The organism is Reyranella sp. (genome assembly GCF_965279625.1).
In the GTDB taxonomy this organism is placed as follows: Bacteria; Pseudomonadota; Alphaproteobacteria; order Reyranellales; family Reyranellaceae; genus Reyranella.
This window is the reverse complement of sequence record NZ_OZ257251.1, coordinates 1,519,894-1,538,047: the sequence shown is the minus strand read 5'-3', so window position 1 is coordinate 1,538,047 and position 18,154 is coordinate 1,519,894. Positions and strand designations below refer to the sequence as shown.

Genomic DNA, 18,154 nt, shown 5'->3' with positions numbered 1-18,154 from the left:
ACGAAACCGCGCGGAGACTAGGAAACGGTTTCGACGGTGCCGTTGAGGTCCATGATCCCCAGCTCGACGATGAGCTGCGGCTGGCGCTTGCTTGCCTGGTCGCGGAAGGCGCGCAGCCCCTGGCTCAGCATCTCGGTCTCGAAGGCGCGATCGGTCTTGATGCGGTTGCCGTAGGCGAGGGCGGCGGCGCCGCAGTCGCGATGGGCCATGCCGATCAGCCGCTTCACGTTGTGAAGCTGGACCGAGATGTCGAGATTGGCTTCCCAGGCGGCACGCCATTCCTGGAAGATCGGCGCCACCGCAGCAATGGGGCCGCCGGCAATGTTGAACTGGCTGTACTGGTTCTGCCAGCCCCGCGACGTCATGTACTTCCAGACGTCCGTCGTGAAGCGCGGGTCGATGCACTTCATCAGCATCGCCTCGTAGCCATCATCGACCGCCAGCGCCGGACCGGCGGCTGCCACTGCGGCGGCGCCGAGCCCCAAGCCGAGCAGGTTGCGGCGCGAGAGGGCGGCGAGACAGCCGCAGCCGGAATGATGCGTGTGGATCATCGGAAGGTCGCCTTGCCCTGTTGTGCGAGACCGCCGTTGGGATCGGCGATCCATGTCGTGATCGAGCCGTCCGGTTCGCGGCGGCCGTGAACGCCGAGTGCTGCCCCGCCGAACACCGGCGACAGGGCGCGGAACTCGAAACTGCGGACCACCTTACCCGCGTTGGAGCGGCGCGCCAGTTCGATCTGCAGCATGCCCATCAGGGGCCCGTGGACGATCAGCTCGGGATAGCCTTCGACGCCCGTCACATAGGGCTGGTCGTAGTGGATGCGATGGCCGTTGAAGGTGAGGGCGGAGAAGCGGAACAACAGCACGGGGTCGGCCAGGACGGTGCGCGTCCAGGTGGCGTCAGCCGGTGCCGGCCGGGGCGGCTTCGGCGCTTCGCCCGGCTTGGCCGCCTCGCGATAGACGATGTCGTGCTCCTCGACGAAGGAGACGCCGCCTGGGCCCGAAATCGTGTGCTGCACGGTCACGAAGACCATCGATCCGGTCGAGCCGGACTTGGGCTCCACCGACTTGATCTCGGACAGGCGATGGATGGTGTCGCCGACACGGATCGGCTCGCCCTCGAAGGAGAAGCGGCTGCCGGCCCACATGCGTCGCGGCAGCGGCACCGGCGGCAGGAAATCGCCGCGCTCGGCATGGCCGTCGGACCCGATCTTCGACTGCGGCGCGACCTCCAGAAAGTAGAGCCAGTGCCAGAGCGGCGGCAGGGAATCGCCGTTCTTCGGGTCGGCATCGCCCGTCTCGTCGAACGTCGCGGACAGGGCGCGCACCGGGAACGGGGCGGCGAGATCCTCCATGGACTGCGTCCGGCCGATCCAGTCCTTGAGTTTTTCCAGCGACATCTCGGGTTCCTCTCTGCAGGCGTGACACTGCCACTGCGAACGCAGGGTGGAAAGACGGTGTCGCGGTCGCTATATACCGCCCCCACGAGACATGCCCAACCGGAGCGGCCGATGACCACCTTCGACGATCGCGAGAAAGCCTTCGAAGCCAAGTACGAGCACGACGAGGAGCTGAAATTCAAGGTCAACTCGCGCCGCAACAAGCTGCTGGGCCTTTGGGCCGCCAGCCTTATGGGCAAGACGGGCGCCGATGCCGAGGCCTATGCCAAGGATGTGGTGATGGCCGACTTCGAGAAGCCGGGCGATTCTGATGTCGTGCAGAAGCTGATGACCGACCTCGCCGCGGCCGGCAAGCCGACGGACGAGCACGCGATTCGCAAGGAGTCGCATCGTCTTGCCGACGAAGCCAAACAGCAGCTCATGACCGAAGTCCGCTAAGGGACTTTGGTACTCTTTCCTCTCCCCATCGGGGAGAGGCCGGGCAGGGGGCGGCGGACCGACCGAACCCCCTTCCTCCCGCTCCGCGCTTCGAGCGCGGCCGGGGTTAGCCGAACACCCGCTTGAAGATCGTGTCGACGTGCTTGGTGTGATAGCTCATGTCGAACAGCGCGGTGAGTTCGTCGTCCGACATGAATTCGGCAATCTCCTTGTCGGCGCGGCACAGGGCCAGCAGCGAGGCGTTGCCGCGCCAGGCGTCCATCGCGTTGCGCTGGACGGCGGCGTAGGAGGCCTCGCGGCTCATGCCCTTTTGCGTCAGGGCCAGCAGGATGCGCTGCGAGAAGACGAGGCCGCCCAGCGAATCGAGATTGGCCTTCATGCGGTCGGCATAGACCACGAGCTGCTCGACCACGCCGGCCATGCGGTTCAGCGCGAAGTCTAGCGTGCCGGTGGCGTCGGGCGCGATGTAGCGCTCGGTCGAGGAGTGCGAGATGTCGCGCTCGTGCCACAGGGTCACGTTCTCCAGCGCCGGCACGACCGCCGACCGCACGACGCGGGCGAGGCCGGTGATGTTTTCGGTCAGCACCGGATTGCGCTTGTGCGGCATCGAGGACGAGCCCTTCTGCCCCGCCGAGAAGAACTCCTCCGCCTCGCGCACTTCGGTGCGCTGCAGGTGGCGGAACTCGGTGGCGAGGTTCTCGAGCGACGAGGCGACGACGCCCAGGGCCGCGAAGAAGGCGGCATGGCGGTCGCGCGGGATGACCTGCGTGGACACCGGCTCGACGGCGAGGCCGAGCTTGTGGGCGACATGCGCCTCGATGCCGGGATCGACGTTGGCGAAGGTGCCGACCGGTCCGGAAATGGCGCAGGTGGCGATCTCGGCGCGCGCCGCCACCAGCCGTGCGCGGTTGCGCAGGAAGGCCGCGTAGTGGCCCGCGAGCTTCACCCCGAAGGTCGTGGGCTCGGCATGGATGCCGTGGCTGCGGCCGATGGTGAGCGTGTCCTTGTGCTCCAGGGCGCGCTTCTTCAGCGCGGCGAGCAGCCGGTCGACGTCGGCCAGGAGAAGATCGGCCGCCTGGGTGAGCTGCACGGCGAAGCTGGTGTCGAGCACGTCGGACGAGGTCATGCCCTGGTGCACGAAGCGCGATTCGGGGCCGATGAATTCGCCCAGCCAGGTCAGGAAGGCGATCACGTCATGCTTGGTCACACGCTCGATGGCGTCGATCTTCTCGACGTTGCCGGCCGGGTCAGCTTTGAGCGCTTCCATCGCCTTGGCGCCGCCGTCCCAGATGGCCTTGGCGGAGGCCTTCGGGATGATGCCGGCCTCGGCCATGGCGTCGCAGGCATGCGCCTCGATCTCGAACCAGATGCGGAAGCGATTCTCGGGGGCCCAGATGGCCGCCATTTGCGGCCGTGAATAGCGCGGGATCATGGCCCGGCTTTTAGCGCCGAAGGGCCTCCGGCGCCATGTTAGAAGTGCGCCCCATGGAACCGCTCGAGAATTGTCCCCGCGAGACCCTGGCCGCCGTGCGCGGCGTGCTCACCGACATCGACGACACCGTCTCCAGCGACGGAACGCTGACGGCCGAGGCCTATAGCGCCCTCCAGGCGCTGAAGCGGGCCGGCCTTCTGGTCGTGCCGGTCACCGGCCGGCCGGCCGGCTGGTGCGACCATATCGCCCGGTTCTGGCCGGTCGATGCCGTGGTCGGCGAGAACGGCGCCTTCTGGATGTGGCACGACCGTCGCCAGAAGCGCCTGCGCACCCGCTTCGTCCAGTCCGAGGCCGAGCGCGCGGAAGGAAGGCGGCGGCTGGAACGGGTGCGGGCCGAGATGCTGCAGGAAGTGCCCGGCGCCGGGATCGCCTCCGACCAGCCCTATCGCCTGGCCGACCTCGCGGTCGATTTCTGCGAGGACGTGCCGCCTCTCCCGCCCGCCGAGGTCCGGCGCATCGTGGCGATCTTCGAGCGCCACGGCGCCCACGCCAAGGTGAGCTCGATCCACGTCAACGGCTGGTTCGGCGACTACGACAAGCTCACGACCAGCCTGACCATGATGCAGGAACTGTTCGGCATCGACCTGGCGGCCGACAAGGCGGCTTACGTGTTCTCGGGCGACTCGCCCAACGACGCGCCGATGTTCGGCTATTTCCCCAACGCGGTGGGCGTGGCCAACGTCGTGGATTTCGCCGACCTGCTGGAGCACCGGCCGCGCTGGGTCACGTCGGGCCGCTCGGGCGCCGGCTTCGTTGAGCTGGCAAAGGCGCTGCTGGCGGCGCGCGCCTGATTTCAGCGCGGCGCCGCCGGAGCCGCCGTCGGCGGGGGCGGCGGGCCGATCAGCAGCGAGCCATAGTGGGTTACGCTGTCGCCCTGGCTCCACACGCCTACGGGCCCGGCCTGGACCAGCGTCCGGTCGTTGACCCCGAACAGCGGCTTGCCGTCGAGTGTCACCTCGATGCGATCGTTGACGGCGATCACGCGCAGGGAGTGCCACTGGCCGAGCGTCACCGGCGCTTCCTTCATGCCGAGCTGGCTGCGCTTGCCCTTGTCCATGCGGTAGAGGCGGACCGTGTTGTCGCGGGCATTGGCGCGCACGACGTAATAGTCGCTGGCGCTCTGGGCGCGGAACATGAAGCCCCCCACCTGGTCGCGTGAGCCCGAGATCGGCTTGAAGCGCAGGGTGGCGTCGAAGTCCCGACCGGATGCCTGCTCCGAGATGCAGAGGGGAAAGCGCTGCTCGGTCGCATCGGGCTCGCTCTCGACCAGGGCCCAGCCATCCGGCCCGTCGGGATCGGCGACGGCACGCCAGTCGGGAGGCCGGCCGATGCCGGTCTTGCCCTGGGTGCAGCCGACGCGGCCGTCCGGAGTCGTGAGCGGCACGACGAGCTGCGCCGACGCGGGCAGGGCGGCGAACAGGAGAGGGATGAGCAAAAGGAGGAAACGCATCGGCGGAGAGTAGCAAAAAATGCGAGCTGCTTGACCGAAGATGCGGGAGGGAGGAGTTTACGCGCGGCCGTATTTCGGACGAAATCATCAAGGGGGAAATTCATGCGTCTTTGCACCATCCTGAGCGGCGGCAAGCCCGCCGTCGGCGTCAAGCTCGGCGACGGCAAGATCGTCGATCTCAGCAAGCAGATGCCGCGCGGGCCGAAGTCGGTCGTGGAGATCCTGTCGGGCGGCAAGAAGCTGCAGCAGGCGGTGCTCAAGGCCTGCGCCAAGCCCAAGGCCGGCGCCACCGTGTCGGAGAAGTCGGCCAAGTACCTGACGCCGATCCCGGCGCCCGGCAAGATTCTCTGCATCGGTCTCAACTACCGCAAGCATGCCGAGGAGACCGGCAGCCCGATCCCGACCTATCCGGTTGTGTTCACGCGCTTCAACAACACGCTGGTGCCGCACAACGGCAAGATGCTGTCGACGACGCACTCGAAGGAATTCGACTGGGAAGCCGAGCTGACGATCGTGATCGGCAAGAAGTGCCGCAACGTGCCGAAGGAGAAGGCGCTTTCGGTGATCGCCGGCTACGCCTGCTTCAACGACGGCTCGATCCGCGATTGGCAGCGCAAGTCGGGCGGCCAGTTCACGCTGGGCAAGAACTTCGACGCCACCGGCGGCTTCGGTCCCGACATCGTGACGCCGGACGAGCTGCCCAAGGGCGCCGCGCCGCTGCGCATCATGACCCGCGTTAACGGCGTCACCATGCAGGACAGCAGCACCGACGACCTGATCTTCGACGTGCCGACGCTGGTGCACGAGCTCAGCAAGTGCATGACCCTCGATCCGGGCGACATCATCATCACAGGCACGCCCTCGGGCGTGGCGATGGCCCGCAAGCCGCAGCCCTGGCTGAAGCCGGGCGACGTCTGCGAGGTCGAGATCGAGGGCATCGGCACACTGCGCAACACGATCGCCCAGGGCGCGTAAGCGCTCGGGACCAGGTCCTGCAACGATCAACGGCGGCTCCGGAAGGGGCCGCCGTTTTCGTTGGTTGTCGTCCTGAGCGAGTTCTAGCGCCGCGGCAGCTTGTCGAGGCCGCCCAGCATCAGATGCGTCGCGAATTCGGCGGCGGCGGCCGGATCGACCGGGTCGCGGGCGACCATGACCATGGAAACCTCGAAGGCGATGCCGGACATCGAGGCGCCGAGATAGGAGACGTCGACATTGGGCAGGATGCCCTGCGCGATGGCGGTGCGGATGTCGTCGTTGAGCGCCTTGGCCAGCGCCCGGACGTCGGGTTTGTCGAGCAGGGTGCGCACCGAGGTGAAGCTCGACCTGGCCAGGGCCAGCAGTTCGACGTCCTCGGCGAGGAAGTTGAAATAGGCGGCATAGTGCTCGCGCACGAAGGCTTCGGCGGTGGTGGCGCGGCCGCGGCCCTCGCGATGGCGCTGCAGCAGCACGCTGGTCAGCTCACCCACCACCGCCTCGAAGATCTCGTCCTTGTCCTTGAAGTAATTGTAGAAGGTGCCGGAGGCGAGGTCGGTGCGGCGCACGATGTCACGCACGCTGGCCGCGCCATAGCCCATCTCGGCAAACACGCCGCGCGCGGCCTTGAGCAGCGCGGTGCGGTTCTCCGCCTTGTTCTGTTCGCGTCGACCTGCCCGGTCGCCGCGATGGCTGAGGGGTGCTGTTGCTTCGTTCATCACGGGCACTCCGTCATCGGCCGAGTTGCGCGAGTTCGTGGCGCAGGCCCGCCACCATGTCGTCCATCGCCCGGGCCGCCGCGTGCAATGCGCCGCGCATCCCGATGAACCCATGGATCAGCGTTTCGAACTCGCGGTGGATGACCTTGACGCCGGCTTCCTGCAGCCGTTCGGCGTAGGCTTGGCCCTCGTCACGGAGCGGATCGAAGCCCGCGGTGAAGACCAGCGCCGGCGCCACGCCGCTCAGACCGGCGACACGCAGCGGCGAGGCGCGTGGATCGTCGATTTCGGCCTCCCCGTTGAGATAGTGGGTCCGGAACCAGGTCATGTCCGCCTGGGTCAACAGGAAGCCCTCGCCGCAACTCCGGTGGGAGCCGGTGCTGCCCGCCATGTCGGTGGCGGGGTAGATCAGCCATTGCAGGCAGGGCGGATGGAGTTCGCCCCGCATCGTCTGGGCGACCACGGCTGCCAGGGTTCCACCGGCCGAATCGCCCGCCACGACGATGCGGTCGGGGTCGAGGCCGAGCGAGACCGCCTGGTCGGCCAGCCAGCGGTAGGAAGCGAGGGCGTCGTCGACCGCGGCGGGGAACTTGTGCTCCGGCGCCAGCCGGTAGTCGACCGCAACGACGGCGCAGCCCGAACGGGCGCAGAAATAGCGGCAGGCGAGGTCGTACCCTTCGAGGCTGCCCATGACCCAGCCGCCGCCATGTAGATAGAGGATCGTCGGCAGCAGGCGGGCCACCGTGCCGGCCGGGCGGTAGATGCGGACGCGCAGGGGGCCGGCAGGACCCGGCAGGGTGCGGTCGACGATCTCGCTCACCGGCGCAGGCTTGCCGCCCAGCAGCTGCATGAAGGCGTCGTAGTCCTCGCGCGCCTCGGCCACGCTCATCGTGTGCAGGCCCGGCTGGCCGCTATAGGCGAGCAGTCTCAGGAACCATTGGGCGCGGCCGTCCAGGGTACGGCCGTCGACACCCACCGGGGGCCCGGCCAGGATGTTCACCCATGAAATCGGCATGCGCAGCGCCAGGTTGGCGACCTTGCCCTGAACCTCCCGCGCGACGTCCTTCATTGACATCAGGTGTACCTAGCACCGCCCCAGCCCGTTGTGGAGCCCGTCGGCTCTGGCTAGTTTGGCGGCCGATGGCTTCCGCGGCGCCCGACTTCTTTGCAGACGCGCTCCGCCGCGAGATCATTCGCAGCGAGCAGCAGCGCATGCGCGCCCTCGCCATCATCCTCGCGGTCCTGCTCGCACTCTCGTTGACGGTCGCGAACGTCTTCGCGGACTATTCCTCGCGCATGTTCGAGCGCGATGTGCCCGGCTGGCTGCCGCTGGTCGGGATCGCACCCTTTCTGGTCTATGAGCTGGGTTCCCTGACCTTCCTGCGCTACCGGGCGGCGCGCGACCGTGATTTCCCGCAGGTGGCGCGCTTCGCCAACGCCTTGATCGAAACGTCGCTGCCGGCCGTCATCATCATCACGCTGAGCCACTACATGGACCCGGTGCTGGTGTTCAGCTACTGGCCGCCGTTGCTCTATTTCGTCTTCATCCTGCTCTCGACCTTGCGGCTCGATTTCTGGCTGTCGGTCTGGACCGGGGCGGTCGCCAGCCTTCAGCAGATGGCGCTGGTCCTGTGGCTGGTTCCCCTCCAGCCCTGGGGCGAGATCCCGCAGGCCGCGCCGCTGTTCCATTTCAGCCGCAGCCTCATCTTCTTCGCCTGCGGCCTGGTGGCCGCCTACGTGGCGACCAGCCTGCGCAGCCAGTTCGAGAAGTCGGTGCGCGCCGTGGCGGCACGCGACCGGGTCACCAACCTGTTCGGCCAGCATGTCTCGCCTGCCGTGGTCGACCGCCTGCTGGCGACGCGCAGCGATCCTCCGAGCGAGATTCGCACCGTGTGCGTGCTGTTTCTCGACATTCGCGGCTTCACCGCCATGACGCGGCGGCGCAGCGCCGAGGAGACGGTGGCGCTGCTCAACTCGTTCTTCGCCGAGATGATCGAGGTGGTGGACCGCAACAACGGCATCATCAACAAGTTCCTGGGCGACGGGTTCATGGCCTTGTTCGGGGCGCCGCTCGAGGACCCCACGGCGGCGCGAAACGCGCTGGCGGCGGCGCGCGGCATGATCGAAACGGTCGAGCGGTGGAACGGCACGCATCCCGGCTGGGCGCTGAGGATCGGCATCGGCGTGCATCTCGGACCGGCGGTGACGGGCACGGTGGGCTCGCCGCAGCGCAAGGAATACACCGTGATCGGCGATACGGTGAACCTGGCCGCACGCCTCGAACAGCTCACCAAGGAGGTGGGCGCCCAACTGCTGATCTCGCAGTCGGTGCGCGATTCGACTCCGTGCGAGGGGGCGGTCGATCTCGGTCCCGTCGCGATCCGTGGCTACGAAGAAGGGGTACGCGTATGGCGGATGGCCTGACCTGGTACTTCGCGTACGGTTCCAACATGGATGCCGCCCGCCTGTTCGACCAGCGGCTCGCGCCGCGGGGCGTGCCGCGCGGCGAGCGCATCGCGGGCCGGCTCGACGGCTGGCGGCTCGCCTTCGACAAGCCCGAGCGTGACATGGGCGGCGGCGCGGCGGCCAACATCGTGCCGGCGGAGGGCGGCGTCGTGCACGGCACGCTGAACGCCCTGCCCGCGGCAGGCTTCGCGGTGCTCGACATCTACGAAGGCGTCGAGGGCGGGCACTATGAACGCCGCACGATCCACGTGGTGCGCGGCGATACCGGCGAAGAAGTGGAGGCGATCGTCTATGTTGCCCTCATGCAGGGCGAAGGGCTGAGGCCGCAACGCGCCTATCTCAACTGCCTGCTGGCCGGCCGCGATCTCCTGCCGCCGGATTACTGGGAAGCACTCGCCGCCACGCCGACGTTCGATTGACGCACGGTCGTGCCGAGCGAAGCGAAGGACCTTGCGGAGCGATCAACGGGCTCCGTCGCTGGCGTGAGATGCTTCGCGGCGCTCAGGATGACAACGCTACCCACCCAGCAGGTGGCGGCGCACGTAGCCCTTGAGGTCTTCCATCGACTGCTTCGCGGCAGCGTCGTTGGCGCCGCCGCTGACGCCCAGCGTCCTGCAGGTGGCCATCGCCTTGGCGATGGCGTCCGGGATAGGCTTGCCGCCGGGGCCGTAGGTCATGATGCCGCTGTCGCGCGAGATCCATGATTTGTCGGGCTGCTGCTGGTTCACGCACTTCGAATAGTTCTCGCCGCGCGGATTGGAATAGGGAGGTCCGTAGTCGAAACCGTGCATCGCGCCGGGGAAGACCTTGGTCTGGATCGTGGCGCCCGCGGCGCGCAGGGCTTCGCCATAGGTCTGGCAGGGCTCGAAGCCGACATAGGTGTCGGCGCCCCCCAGGAGTTGATAGATCGGCGCGCCGGTCGTGCGCGGCTGATAGTACTGCGCACTGCAGGACGGATAGAACGGCACGTGCAGCGCATAGCGCGGCCCGCCTGGTGTTCCTCCGGCGGCCAGGATCAGCTGCTCGTGCGAGGCCATCAGCGCCGAGGTCCCGCCCTTCGAGAATCCCATGATGCCGATGTGGCGGCGATCGATACGGGGATTGCTCGCGAGGGCTTTCAGGGCGGCGAGCGCGTCGAGATTGAAGTCCTGGCCCGTGACCGCGGACTGGTCGAGCACGGTCGAGGTGACGCCGCGCGGCTTGAAGGAGTCGATCACCACGGTGGCCACGCCCATCGGCACGAGCTCGCGGACGTACCTGGCCTCGCGCTCGCCGACGCCGCCACTGCCGGGATGGATCACCATCGCCGGCACCGGACCCGCACCGGCATTCGCCGGCCAGGTGATCTCGGCGGTGACCTGGACGGGCTTGCCCTTCTGCCGGCTCTCGAACGAGATCGTCTCGCGCTGCTGCGCCTGCGCGCCGGTGAAGACGGAGGCGCAGGCGAGCAGGGCGCAGGCGGCGACGATCGCCGCCCGGCGCATCTAGGCCGGAACCTTCTGCTTCTCGGCGGTGATCTTGTTGCTCATCGGGTCGTAGCCCTGGAGCTCCGGCACGTCTTCCTCGTGCCAGAAGTTGAGTTCGATCATCACGCCGTCGGGGTCATGCACGAAGACCTGCTGAAGCGGGCGCGCCGGCACCTTCTTCACTTCGAAGGGCAGGCCGTCCTGCTTGATCTGGTCCAGGGTGCCGCGGATATCGGCGCAGTTGATGGCGATATGGTCGATCGCGCCGCTGCCCTGGTCGGTGCGGCCGCTCTCGGAGATGAGATGCAGGATCGCCTTTTCCCCCGCGTACATCCAGGCGCCGGGGAACGGGAAGGGAGGACGATCGCCGTTGGTCAGGCCGACATAGCGTTCGTAGAAGCGTACGGTCGCCTCGAGGTCGGCGCAGTAGATGTTGTAATGGTCGAGCGAAAGCGCAGGCATGAATGCCTCCTTCGGTTCTGGAAGCTCCGGTCAGACCCCTCCAGCTTAGGCCGAATGGGCGAACGGGGAAACCGCTTCCGGACGGCCGCGGACGGCGTTGAACACGGTGGGCGGCACGGCGATGCGCGGGTCGTCGTAGACCGTCCGTAGCTCAACCAGGTGCCTGTCGGGCTCGTGCGTCAGGCGGGCCACCCCGTCGATGAAGGCGGGATCGATCTCACTGTCGACCAAGGTCATGCCGCCCCAAACGTCCCAGGGCAGCATCTCGCGGTTGTTGAGCGCCGCCACATCGCGAATGACGTTGCTGGCGATGAACCAGAGGCCGGCCATGTCCAGCACCCCGAAGGCCTGCGGGTCGGCCCGGCCGGCGCGGCACAGCCGCCAGGCATCGCCGGCCACCAGGAACTTCTCGCGCGGCACATCCAGCGTGTCGAAGTCGATGCCGAACAAAGCGCGCTGCCTGTCGTCGATCTGGGCGTCGGCCAGGATCCAGCGCCCCTGCGCCGCGTCGAAATACTCCGTCACCCAATGGTCGACGAACCTGTCCGTCGTGAAATAGGCGCCGAAGCCGCAACGCGCCCGCGCCGCGATGCCCTTGCTCCTGAGCATCGCGACGAGCAGCAGCGCATAGTGGCGGCAGCAGCCGGCGAACCGCTCGCCCGGCGGGCGGGGATGCGACAGCGGCCGCGAATCGTGGACGGCGATGCGCTCCAGAATCTCCCCGGCACCGCGCACATGCGGCTCGCCACGCTGACGGTCCGAAAGCGTGATGCCGTAGAGGTCAGGCATATGCTCGTGGACGAGCAGGCCCTGCAGCACCTGCGCGAGCCCGGCGATATCGTCGGGCAACGCCGCGAACTGCAGCGCCCATAGGCTGGCGTCGCTATGGGCGACGGGCGATCGATAGAGGCCGAGGTTCACGCGAACAGCTCCTCGAGCTTGTCGAGCGCCATGCCCCAGCCGCCGCGATGATCGTCGCGTGCCTTCTCGCTGAAGAACTGCTCGTGGGTCAGGGTGAGGATCGTGCCGTCCTTGTCCGGCTTCAGGTCGATCGTGACCTGCGACTCGCGCTCCGGCGTGCTTTGCCAGGCCCAGGAGAAGACGAGCCTGATCGGCGGCACGATCTCGCGATAGACGCCGCTCACGCTGTGATGTTCGTCGTCCGGCGTCCAGAACTGCACGCAGAAGCGGCCGCCGACCCGCAGGTCGGTCTCGGCAAGGGGCGCGCGGTGGTGGCCGGTGACGCCCCACCAGCGGATCATTTTTTCGGGCTGCGTCCAGGCTTCGTAGACTTTCTCGGGCGGGGCGTTGAGGCGGCGCTTGAGGGCGAGGCTGGGCTTGCTGGCCATTTGTCGTCTTCCTCCAGAAAGGCGGCGAGGCGGTCGAGCTGTTGCGTCCAGTAGCGCTGATAGTGCGCGAGCCAGTTCATCGCCTGCTCCATCGGCTCCGCCTTCAGCTGGCAGGTGACGGTGCGGCCGGACTTGGACCGCACGATCAGGCCGGCGTCGGAGAGCACGTCGAGATGCTTCATGATGGCCGGCAGCGAGACCGGGAAGGGGCGCGCCAGCTCGCTGACGGTGACGGCTTCCTCCGCGTCGAGGCGGGCCAGCAGCGCCCGTCGCGTCGGGTCGGAGAGGGCGGCGAAGGTGCGGTCGAGCAGGGCGCTTTGATTGTTAACCATAGAGTTAACAATTAGGCGACAGCCCCCAGCGAGTCAAGCGGCGGTGCTCTTACCCGAGCTTCTTGATTAGCGCCTGGGCGGCGGCGGGATTGCGCACCTTGGCGCCCGAGATGAAGTAGACGAAGGCATCGCCTTTCTTCGCCCACGTCTCGGCGCGCTTGGCCCACTTGTCGATCTCGGCCGGCTTGTAGCCGCTCTTCACCTTCTCGTCGGCCTGCATCAGCCGGGCATAGGTGAAGTCGGCCGTCGGCTCGTCGATCTCGGGGAAGTCCTTGTCGTGGGCATAGACGATCGCCGCCTTGTACTTGCGGGCGAGATCGTAGAAGCGCTCGTCCTTGAAGCTGTCGTGCCTGACCTCGAGGGCATGGCGCAGCGGCAGCTTGCCGACCTCGCGCGGCAGCAGCTTCAGGAAGGCCTCGAAGTCCTCTGGATCGAACTTCTTGGTGCCCATGAACTGCCAGTTGATCGGCCCCAGCCGGTCCTTGAGCTCGACCATTCCCTGGCTCACGAAGCGCTGCACCGATTCGCCGGCATCCGCCAGCACCTTGCGGTTGGTGCAGAAGCGCGAAGCCTTCACCGCGAACACGAAGCCATCCGGCGTCTCGTCGCGCCACTTGGCCCAGCTCGCCGGCTTGAAGCTCGAATAGTAGGTGCCGTTGATCTCGATCGAGGTGAGCTGACGGCTGGCATATTCCAGCTCGCGCTTCTGCGTCAGGTCGTCGGGATAGAAGACACCGCGCCACGGCTCGAAGGTCCAGCCGCCGATGCCGACAAGGATTTTTCCGCTCATGGGACAAAGTATAGCGCGAAACGGCCCACAGGCGGTTTCGGAATGCGATCAGCGCGGGGAAACATTGCACGCTTGTCTGCGTTGTTCGGGCTCGGCCGTGGGAAGCCGTGCGTCTCGAAATGGGTGTGTGTTGGCGAATTCAGATAATGCAGGCACTTCTGGCCTGTCGGTTCTCGTCGTGGAAAGCGATTCGGCGGCAAGGGTCATTCTCCTGGATCACCTGCGCCGGCGCGGGTTGAAGGTCCTGGAGTCCGAGCATGGCGGTCCGTCCATTCGGGCCGCGTATGACCACCCCTTCGACTATGTGGTCACCGACATCGATTGGTCGGGGGTCAGCGACGGCGCGGCCTTGGCCCGGTGGATCAGGACCAACCGTCCCGAAGCGCGGGTGATCCTGACCTCGAAGACCCTGGCGCACTGGGTGCCGGCCGACAGCACCATCGCCGGCCTTCCAATCATCAGGAAGCCTTTCCGTCAGAAAGAGCTGGATCGCTTGCTGGCGCCGGTGAGGGTGATGGCAATCCCGGGTTCGTGAAGTGCGGGCCGACCCAGCGCTAGGTCAAGAGACCCAGACTCCTGAAGCTCGCGTGGCCCTTGCGGCCGATCACCAAGTGGTCGTGGATCGTGATGCCGAGCGCTTCCGACGCCGTCTTGATCTCGCGCGTCATCTCGATGTCGTCGCGGCTGGGCTTGGGATCGCCGCTGGGATGATTGTGGACGAGGATCAGGGCGGCTGCATTCAATGCCAGCGCCCGCTTCACCACCTCGCGCGGGTAGACCGGCGTGTGGTCGATGGTGCCGCGCTGCTGGACCTCGTCGGCGATCAGCACATTCTTGCGGTCGAGGAACAGGATGCGGAACTGCTCGGTCTTCTCGTGCGCCAGCGCTGCGTGGCAATAGTCGATGAGCTGCTGCCAGTTGGTCAGCACCGGCATGTCCTTGACCTTGCGCTCGGCCAGTCGCCGCCCGACCTCGCGCATCGCCTTGAAGTGGACCAGCGTGCGCTGGTCGATCTCGAATTCGCGCAGCTGGGCCGGCTCGGCGGCGAACACGTCGCCCAGGGTGCCGAAGCGTTCCAGCAGCGCCTTGGCCATCGGCTTGGTGTCGATCCGGTCTATCGAATAGAAGAGCAGCAGCTCCAGCAGCTCGTAGTCGGCAAGCGGCTCGACGCCGGCCTTTAGCACGCGCTCGCGCACCCGGCCGCGATGGCCGTGATAGTGCGGCTTGGGCGGGGCCGTCTCGCCGCTGTTGTGGCCGGTCGTGGCCGCGGGCGCTGCCTCCAGCGCCGCGGCCAGCCGGGTCGTGGGATCTTCGCCGGCGAAATCCCAGCACTGGTCGAGCCGGTTCCAGGTCCCGCCGGCCTCGCGCAGCAGGATACGGTGGGGCAGGGTGTTGCCGCTCACGCGCCACAGGCCTTCGGACGATTGCAGCCGGAGGCCCTGGGCCAGAAGCGTCAGCAAGGCCGCATCGTCCGGGGCGGTTGCGGGAGGGGGCGCCTCGACGGGCTTGAGGTGTGGGCGACTCTTTGCCATGCCGCGCAACCTTGCCGGGTGAGCAAGGCAAAATCGCGGCGATTGGCCCTTGTGGTACGATACCCATATGTCCGACCCAGAGTACCCGGCGACGGTGTTCGCCGAGATCGACGCGGCCTCTGCCGCTTTCGCCGAACAGGAACGGATTCCGGGCCTTGCCCTGGGGATCGTGCAGGAGGGGCGCCTCGTCCATGCGACGACGGTCGGCCTGGCCGACCGGGAGGCCGGGCGGCGCGTGGAGGTGGTGACGGCCTTCCGCATCGCCTCGATGACCAAGAACATGACGGCGCTGGCCATCCTGTCGCTGCGCGACCGGGGATGGCTGCAGCTCGACGCGCCGCTGGCCCACTACGTGCCGCAGTTCGCAGCGGTGAAACCGGCCACACTCGACAGCGCGCCGGTCACGGTGCGCCACCTGCTCACGCACACCGCGGGCTTCGTTACCGACGATCCGTGGGGCGACCGGGTGCTGGGCATGTCGCCGGCCGAACTCGACACGGTGATCGCCACCGGACATCTGTTCGCCCGACCGCCGGGCCTCGCCTTCGAATACAGCAACCTGGGCTATGCGCTGCTGGGGCGCGTGCTGACCAACGTCAGCGGCGAGCCCTACCAGGCCTATATGCGCCGCACCTTCCTTGAGCCGCTGGGCATGGCGCACACGACGTTCGATGCCCCCGCCGCCGCGGCGCGCGGGGACTATGCCTTCGGCTACCGGCTGGACGGCGGGACCTGGTCGCGCGAGCGCATCGAGCCCGACGGCGAGGTCGGCGCCATGGGCGGTCTCGCGACCACGGTACCCGACTATGCCCGCTACGTTTCCTTTCTGCTGAATGCCTGGCCGGCACGCGACGCGCCCGAGTCCGGCCCGGTCCGCCGGTCGAGTGTGCGCGAGATGGTGCTGTGGCATGCGCCGCCGTTCGCGCCCGATTCTTCTCCCGGCACGCGCGCAGGACAACCGAGTGCCTATGGCTACGGACTCACTCATTCGACCGACGCGCTGCTCGGCATGCGCCTCCATCACGCCGGCGGCCTCCCGGGTTATGGCTCGCACGTGTTGATGCTGCCGGAGCGAGGGTGGGGCGTCTTCGCCTTCGGCAATCGCACCTATGCGCCGATGTCGCGGCTGACGCTGGACGTCGCCGAGAGGCTGCACGCCGCCTCGCCGCCGCCCATTCTCGCGGACCCTTCACCTGCGCTCGTACGCGCCGTGCAGGTGATCGTGGCGGCCTATGGCTCTGGACGCATAGAGGGCGGCGACCGGCCGTTCGCGGTGAACTTCCTGCTCGATACGCCGGCACCGCTGCGTGACGCTGAGCTCGCATCGCTGAAGCAGATTCTGGGCGAGGGGAGTCTCGAGCGCATCGAGCCGATCCATGCGCTGGCCGGCCGCTTCGTCCTGGCCTGTGCGAAAGGCCGGCTGAACGGCACCGTCACGCTGTCGCCCGAAGCGGACAGCGGTATCCAGAAGCTGGTCCTGTCGGTGGCTGCCCGCTGACGCCGGAGCGGGTCTGATTACGCCGGGGTCGCCTGCAAGGGCTTCGTCTCGGCCAGATCGTACGGTGGCTTGGCCAGTTCCCGGGGCGACAGGGTGAAGAACTCGACGCCGGTTTCGGTGATGCCGACCGAGTGCTCGAACTGGGCCGAGAGCTGCTTGTCGCGGGTCACCGCGGTCCAGCCGTCGCTCAGCACCTTCACCTGCCAGGTCCCGGCATTCACCATCGGTTCGACGGTGAAGAACATGCCGGGCTTCAGCACCGGGCCGGTGCCCTTCTTGCCGTAGTGCAGGATGTTCGGCGCGTCGTGGAAGATGCGGCCGAGACCGTGGCCCGAGAAGTCGCGCACGACGGAGAAGCGCTGCGCCTCGACATAGGACTGGATGGCAAAGCCGATGTCGCCGACATGGCCGCCGGGCTTGGCCGCGGCAATGCCGCGCATCATCGCCTCGTAGGTGACGTCGCACAGGCGCCGGGCCTTCACGCCGACATCGCCCGCGTAATACATGCGGCTGGTGTCGCCGTACCAGCCGTCGAGGATGACGGTGACGTCGATGTTGACGATGTCGCCGTTCTGCAGCCGCTTGTCCGACGGGATGCCGTGGCAGACGACATGGTTGATCGAAGTGCAGATCGACTTCGGGAAGCCGCGATAGTTCAGCGGGGCCGGGATCGCCTTGTGATCCAGGATGTACTCGTGGCAGAGCCGGTCGAGCTCTTCCGTCGTGACGCCCGGCTGGACGTGCGGCGTTATGAAGTCGAGGGTCTCGGCGGCGAGACGGCCGGCGCGGCGCATGCCCGTGAACCCTTCGGGTCCGTGCAGCTTGATGGTGCGCTCGTCGCGGCGCCAATAGTCGGCGCTGTCGTCGACGATTTCGCGTGAATTGGTCATACGCCTTATTTGGCATGCGATACCGGCGGTAACAAGGGCGGGACCGCGGCTTGGCCCATCGGCCCGCGTCCGATAGGTTGCTGAAACCAAACGAAAATCAGCAGGCGCACCTCATGTCAGACCCGGCAAAAATCGTCACCGCCTGCATCCTCGTGATCGGCAACGAGATCCTGAGCGGCCGCACCCGCGATTCCAACATCCAGTATCTCGCCACCGAACTGGGCAAGCTCGGGGTCCGGGTCATGGAGGCCAGGGTCATTCCCGATGTCGAAGCGACCGTCGTGGCGACCCTGAACGAGGTGCGGGCGAAATTCGATTACGTCTTCACCACCGGCGGCATCGGGCCGACCCATGATGACATCACCGCCGACTGCATCGCCAAGGCGTTCGGCGTGGGCATCTCCGAGCATCCCGAGGCGGTGGCCCGCATGACCCGGCATTACGGCGATCCGGCCCTGTTCACGCCGGCGCGGCGGCGCATGGCGCGGGTCCCGCATGGCGGCGTGCTGGTCGATAACCCAGTGTCCGTAGCGCCGGGCTTCCAGATGGAGAACGTCTTCACCTTCGCCGGCATCCCCAAGGTTGCCGAGGCGATGTTCCAGTCGATGAAGCACCGGCTGGTCGGCGGCACTCCCGTCCTCTCACGCACCGTGCGGACCAACCTCGCCGAAGGCATCATCGCCGAGCCGCTGGGCGCGTTGCAGAAGCGTTACGAGGATATCGACATCGGATCCTATCCGGCCTTCCGCAACGGCAAGCCCAGCGTCTCGCTGGTCCTGCGCGGCACGGATGATGCAAGGCTCGTCGAAGCGGTGGCCGAGTTGATGTCGACCCTCCGCGGCATGAACGGCGAGGCCGAGGAATTTCTGACCTGACGCAACTGACCGGACGAGCAAGGC

22 protein-coding genes are annotated in these 18,154 nt (G+C 67.2%); 8 read left to right on the top strand and 14 right to left on the bottom strand.

The features are described 5' to 3' along the window. Positions 1-17: 17 nt before the first annotated feature. The gene (locus ACQY78_RS07530; RefSeq protein ID WP_428684240.1) at positions 18-551 is read right to left on the bottom strand and encodes a carbonic anhydrase; all 534 of its coding nucleotides are present in this window, start codon (positions 549-551) and stop codon (positions 18-20) included. Then, entirely contained in the window at positions 548-1,399 is an 852-nt protein-coding gene (locus ACQY78_RS07525; RefSeq protein ID WP_428684238.1) for an FAS1-like dehydratase domain-containing protein, read from the bottom strand. Before ACQY78_RS07525 ends, ACQY78_RS07530 begins: the two co-directional genes overlap by 4 nt. 111 nt (positions 1,400-1,510) lie before the next feature. Here ACQY78_RS07525 and ACQY78_RS07520 point away from each other — a divergent pair, with 111 nt between their 5' ends. Further along, a complete protein-coding gene (locus ACQY78_RS07520; RefSeq protein ID WP_428684236.1) occupies positions 1,511-1,837 on the top strand; it encodes a DUF1476 domain-containing protein in 327 nt (108 codons plus the stop codon). A gap of 106 nt (positions 1,838-1,943) precedes the next feature. Here ACQY78_RS07520 and purB read toward each other — a convergent pair whose 3' ends face one another. Further along, entirely contained in the window at positions 1,944-3,269 is a 1,326-nt protein-coding gene (gene purB, locus ACQY78_RS07515; RefSeq protein WP_428684234.1) for an adenylosuccinate lyase, read from the bottom strand. 53 nt (positions 3,270-3,322) lie between these two features. On the opposite strand from purB, the gene ACQY78_RS07510 reads away from it, so the two are divergent. Beyond that, positions 3,323-4,120, top strand: coding sequence for an HAD family hydrolase (locus ACQY78_RS07510; protein ID WP_428684232.1), 798 nt, complete (start codon positions 3,323-3,325; stop codon positions 4,118-4,120). A gap of 2 nt (positions 4,121-4,122) precedes the next feature. Here ACQY78_RS07510 and ACQY78_RS07505 read toward each other — a convergent pair whose 3' ends face one another. Further along, positions 4,123-4,779: a family 16 glycoside hydrolase gene (locus ACQY78_RS07505; RefSeq protein WP_428684230.1), complete on the bottom strand. Its 657-nt coding sequence runs from the start codon at positions 4,777-4,779 to the stop codon at positions 4,123-4,125. Positions 4,780-4,881: 102 nt separating this feature from the next. Here ACQY78_RS07505 and ACQY78_RS07500 point away from each other — a divergent pair, with 102 nt between their 5' ends. Further along, complete coding sequence (locus ACQY78_RS07500; protein WP_428684228.1) at positions 4,882-5,754, top strand: fumarylacetoacetate hydrolase family protein; 873 nt, start codon at positions 4,882-4,884, stop codon at positions 5,752-5,754. An 83-nt stretch (positions 5,755-5,837) separates the two neighbouring features. Here ACQY78_RS07500 and ACQY78_RS07495 read toward each other — a convergent pair whose 3' ends face one another. Continuing rightward, positions 5,838-6,470 carry a TetR/AcrR family transcriptional regulator gene (locus ACQY78_RS07495; protein ID WP_428684226.1) on the bottom strand — a complete coding sequence of 211 codons (633 nt, stop codon included), beginning with the start codon at positions 6,468-6,470 and terminating at the stop codon, positions 5,838-5,840. A 13-nt stretch (positions 6,471-6,483) separates the two neighbouring features. After that, positions 6,484-7,545, bottom strand: a complete 1,062-nt coding sequence (locus tag ACQY78_RS07490) for an alpha/beta hydrolase (RefSeq protein WP_428684224.1) — start codon at positions 7,543-7,545, stop codon at positions 6,484-6,486. A 65-nt stretch (positions 7,546-7,610) separates the two neighbouring features. Between ACQY78_RS07490 and ACQY78_RS07485 the strand changes: the two genes are divergently transcribed. Both ACQY78_RS07485 and ACQY78_RS07480 read left to right on the top strand, forming a co-directional pair. Further along, positions 7,611-8,894 carry an adenylate/guanylate cyclase domain-containing protein gene (locus ACQY78_RS07485; protein WP_428684222.1) on the top strand — a complete coding sequence of 428 codons (1,284 nt, stop codon included), beginning with the start codon at positions 7,611-7,613 and terminating at the stop codon, positions 8,892-8,894. Beyond that, positions 8,879-9,355 (top strand): gamma-glutamylcyclotransferase family protein, encoded by a 477-nt coding sequence (locus ACQY78_RS07480; RefSeq protein ID WP_428684220.1) that lies wholly within the window; start codon positions 8,879-8,881, stop codon positions 9,353-9,355. The genes ACQY78_RS07485 and ACQY78_RS07480 overlap by 16 nt, the downstream gene beginning before the upstream one ends. Before the next feature lie 96 nt (positions 9,356-9,451). On the opposite strand, the gene ACQY78_RS07475 is transcribed toward ACQY78_RS07480, so the two are convergent. The 6 genes from ACQY78_RS07475 to ACQY78_RS07450 are packed head-to-tail and all read right to left on the bottom strand — an operon-like array spanning position 9,452 to position 13,335. Continuing rightward, positions 9,452-10,420, bottom strand: coding sequence for a dienelactone hydrolase family protein (locus tag ACQY78_RS07475; protein WP_428684218.1), 969 nt, complete (start codon positions 10,418-10,420; stop codon positions 9,452-9,454). Further along, complete coding sequence (locus tag ACQY78_RS07470; RefSeq protein ID WP_422029541.1) at positions 10,421-10,864, bottom strand: VOC family protein; 444 nt, start codon at positions 10,862-10,864, stop codon at positions 10,421-10,423. It lies immediately after the preceding gene. Between the two features lie 45 nt (positions 10,865-10,909). Beyond that, positions 10,910-11,785, bottom strand: coding sequence for a transglutaminase-like domain-containing protein (locus ACQY78_RS07465; protein WP_428684215.1), 876 nt, complete (start codon positions 11,783-11,785; stop codon positions 10,910-10,912). Beyond that, positions 11,782-12,213, bottom strand: coding sequence for an SRPBCC family protein (locus ACQY78_RS07460; protein WP_428684213.1), 432 nt, complete (start codon positions 12,211-12,213; stop codon positions 11,782-11,784). The genes ACQY78_RS07465 and ACQY78_RS07460 overlap by 4 nt, the downstream gene beginning before the upstream one ends. Beyond that, complete coding sequence (locus tag ACQY78_RS07455; protein ID WP_428684211.1) at positions 12,123-12,545, bottom strand: ArsR/SmtB family transcription factor; 423 nt, start codon at positions 12,543-12,545, stop codon at positions 12,123-12,125. The genes ACQY78_RS07460 and ACQY78_RS07455 overlap by 91 nt, the downstream gene beginning before the upstream one ends. 49 nt (positions 12,546-12,594) lie before the next feature. Further along, on the bottom strand, positions 12,595-13,335 hold the full coding sequence (locus tag ACQY78_RS07450; RefSeq protein ID WP_428684209.1) for a DUF72 domain-containing protein: 741 nt from the start codon (positions 13,333-13,335) through the stop codon (positions 12,595-12,597). A gap of 130 nt (positions 13,336-13,465) precedes the next feature. On the opposite strand from ACQY78_RS07450, the gene ACQY78_RS07445 reads away from it, so the two are divergent. Then, complete coding sequence (locus ACQY78_RS07445; RefSeq protein ID WP_428684207.1) at positions 13,466-13,870, top strand: response regulator; 405 nt, start codon at positions 13,466-13,468, stop codon at positions 13,868-13,870. 19 nt (positions 13,871-13,889) lie between these two features. Here the strand turns inward: ACQY78_RS07445 and radC are convergent, their stop codons facing one another. Further along, positions 13,890-14,618, bottom strand: a complete 729-nt coding sequence (radC, locus tag ACQY78_RS07440) for a RadC family protein (protein WP_428686336.1) — start codon at positions 14,616-14,618, stop codon at positions 13,890-13,892. Positions 14,619-14,934: 316 nt separating this feature from the next. On the opposite strand from radC, the gene ACQY78_RS07435 reads away from it, so the two are divergent. After that, on the top strand, positions 14,935-16,365 hold the full coding sequence (locus ACQY78_RS07435) for a serine hydrolase domain-containing protein (RefSeq protein WP_428684205.1): 1,431 nt from the start codon (positions 14,935-14,937) through the stop codon (positions 16,363-16,365). A gap of 17 nt (positions 16,366-16,382) precedes the next feature. Here ACQY78_RS07435 and map read toward each other — a convergent pair whose 3' ends face one another. After that, on the bottom strand, positions 16,383-17,255 hold the full coding sequence (map, locus tag ACQY78_RS07430; RefSeq protein ID WP_428684203.1) for a type I methionyl aminopeptidase: 873 nt from the start codon (positions 17,253-17,255) through the stop codon (positions 16,383-16,385). A gap of 113 nt (positions 17,256-17,368) precedes the next feature. Between map and ACQY78_RS07425 the strand changes: the two genes are divergently transcribed. After that, positions 17,369-18,130 (top strand): competence/damage-inducible protein A, encoded by a 762-nt coding sequence (locus ACQY78_RS07425; protein WP_428684201.1) that lies wholly within the window; start codon positions 17,369-17,371, stop codon positions 18,128-18,130. Positions 18,131-18,154 lie beyond the last annotated feature (24 nt).

Coding starts and splice junctions, on each gene's coding strand:
- ACQY78_RS07530 (WP_428684240.1), bottom strand. CDS start 551: ATGATCCACACGCATCATTCCGGCTGCGGCTGTCTCGCCGCCCTCTCG.
- ACQY78_RS07525 (WP_428684238.1), bottom strand. CDS start 1,399: ATGTCGCTGGAAAAACTCAAGGACTGGATCGGCCGGACGCAGTCCATG.
- ACQY78_RS07520 (WP_428684236.1), top strand. CDS start 1,511: ATGACCACCTTCGACGATCGCGAGAAAGCCTTCGAAGCCAAGTACGAG.
- purB (WP_428684234.1), bottom strand. CDS start 3,269: ATGATCCCGCGCTATTCACGGCCGCAAATGGCGGCCATCTGGGCCCCC.
- ACQY78_RS07510 (WP_428684232.1), top strand. CDS start 3,323: ATGGAACCGCTCGAGAATTGTCCCCGCGAGACCCTGGCCGCCGTGCGC.
- ACQY78_RS07505 (WP_428684230.1), bottom strand. CDS start 4,779: ATGCGTTTCCTCCTTTTGCTCATCCCTCTCCTGTTCGCCGCCCTGCCC.
- ACQY78_RS07500 (WP_428684228.1), top strand. CDS start 4,882: ATGCGTCTTTGCACCATCCTGAGCGGCGGCAAGCCCGCCGTCGGCGTC.
- ACQY78_RS07495 (WP_428684226.1), bottom strand. CDS start 6,470: ATGAACGAAGCAACAGCACCCCTCAGCCATCGCGGCGACCGGGCAGGT.
- ACQY78_RS07490 (WP_428684224.1), bottom strand. CDS start 7,545: ATGTCAATGAAGGACGTCGCGCGGGAGGTTCAGGGCAAGGTCGCCAAC.
- ACQY78_RS07485 (WP_428684222.1), top strand. CDS start 7,611: ATGGCTTCCGCGGCGCCCGACTTCTTTGCAGACGCGCTCCGCCGCGAG.
- ACQY78_RS07480 (WP_428684220.1), top strand. CDS start 8,879: ATGGCGGATGGCCTGACCTGGTACTTCGCGTACGGTTCCAACATGGAT.
- ACQY78_RS07475 (WP_428684218.1), bottom strand. CDS start 10,420: ATGCGCCGGGCGGCGATCGTCGCCGCCTGCGCCCTGCTCGCCTGCGCC.
- ACQY78_RS07470 (WP_422029541.1), bottom strand. CDS start 10,864: ATGCCTGCGCTTTCGCTCGACCATTACAACATCTACTGCGCCGACCTC.
- ACQY78_RS07460 (WP_428684213.1), bottom strand. CDS start 12,213: ATGGCCAGCAAGCCCAGCCTCGCCCTCAAGCGCCGCCTCAACGCCCCG.
- ACQY78_RS07455 (WP_428684211.1), bottom strand. CDS start 12,545: ATGGTTAACAATCAAAGCGCCCTGCTCGACCGCACCTTCGCCGCCCTC.
- ACQY78_RS07450 (WP_428684209.1), bottom strand. CDS start 13,335: ATGAGCGGAAAAATCCTTGTCGGCATCGGCGGCTGGACCTTCGAGCCG.
- ACQY78_RS07435 (WP_428684205.1), top strand. CDS start 14,935: ATGTCCGACCCAGAGTACCCGGCGACGGTGTTCGCCGAGATCGACGCG.
- map (WP_428684203.1), bottom strand. CDS start 17,255: ATGACCAATTCACGCGAAATCGTCGACGACAGCGCCGACTATTGGCGC.
- ACQY78_RS07425 (WP_428684201.1), top strand. CDS start 17,369: ATGTCAGACCCGGCAAAAATCGTCACCGCCTGCATCCTCGTGATCGGC.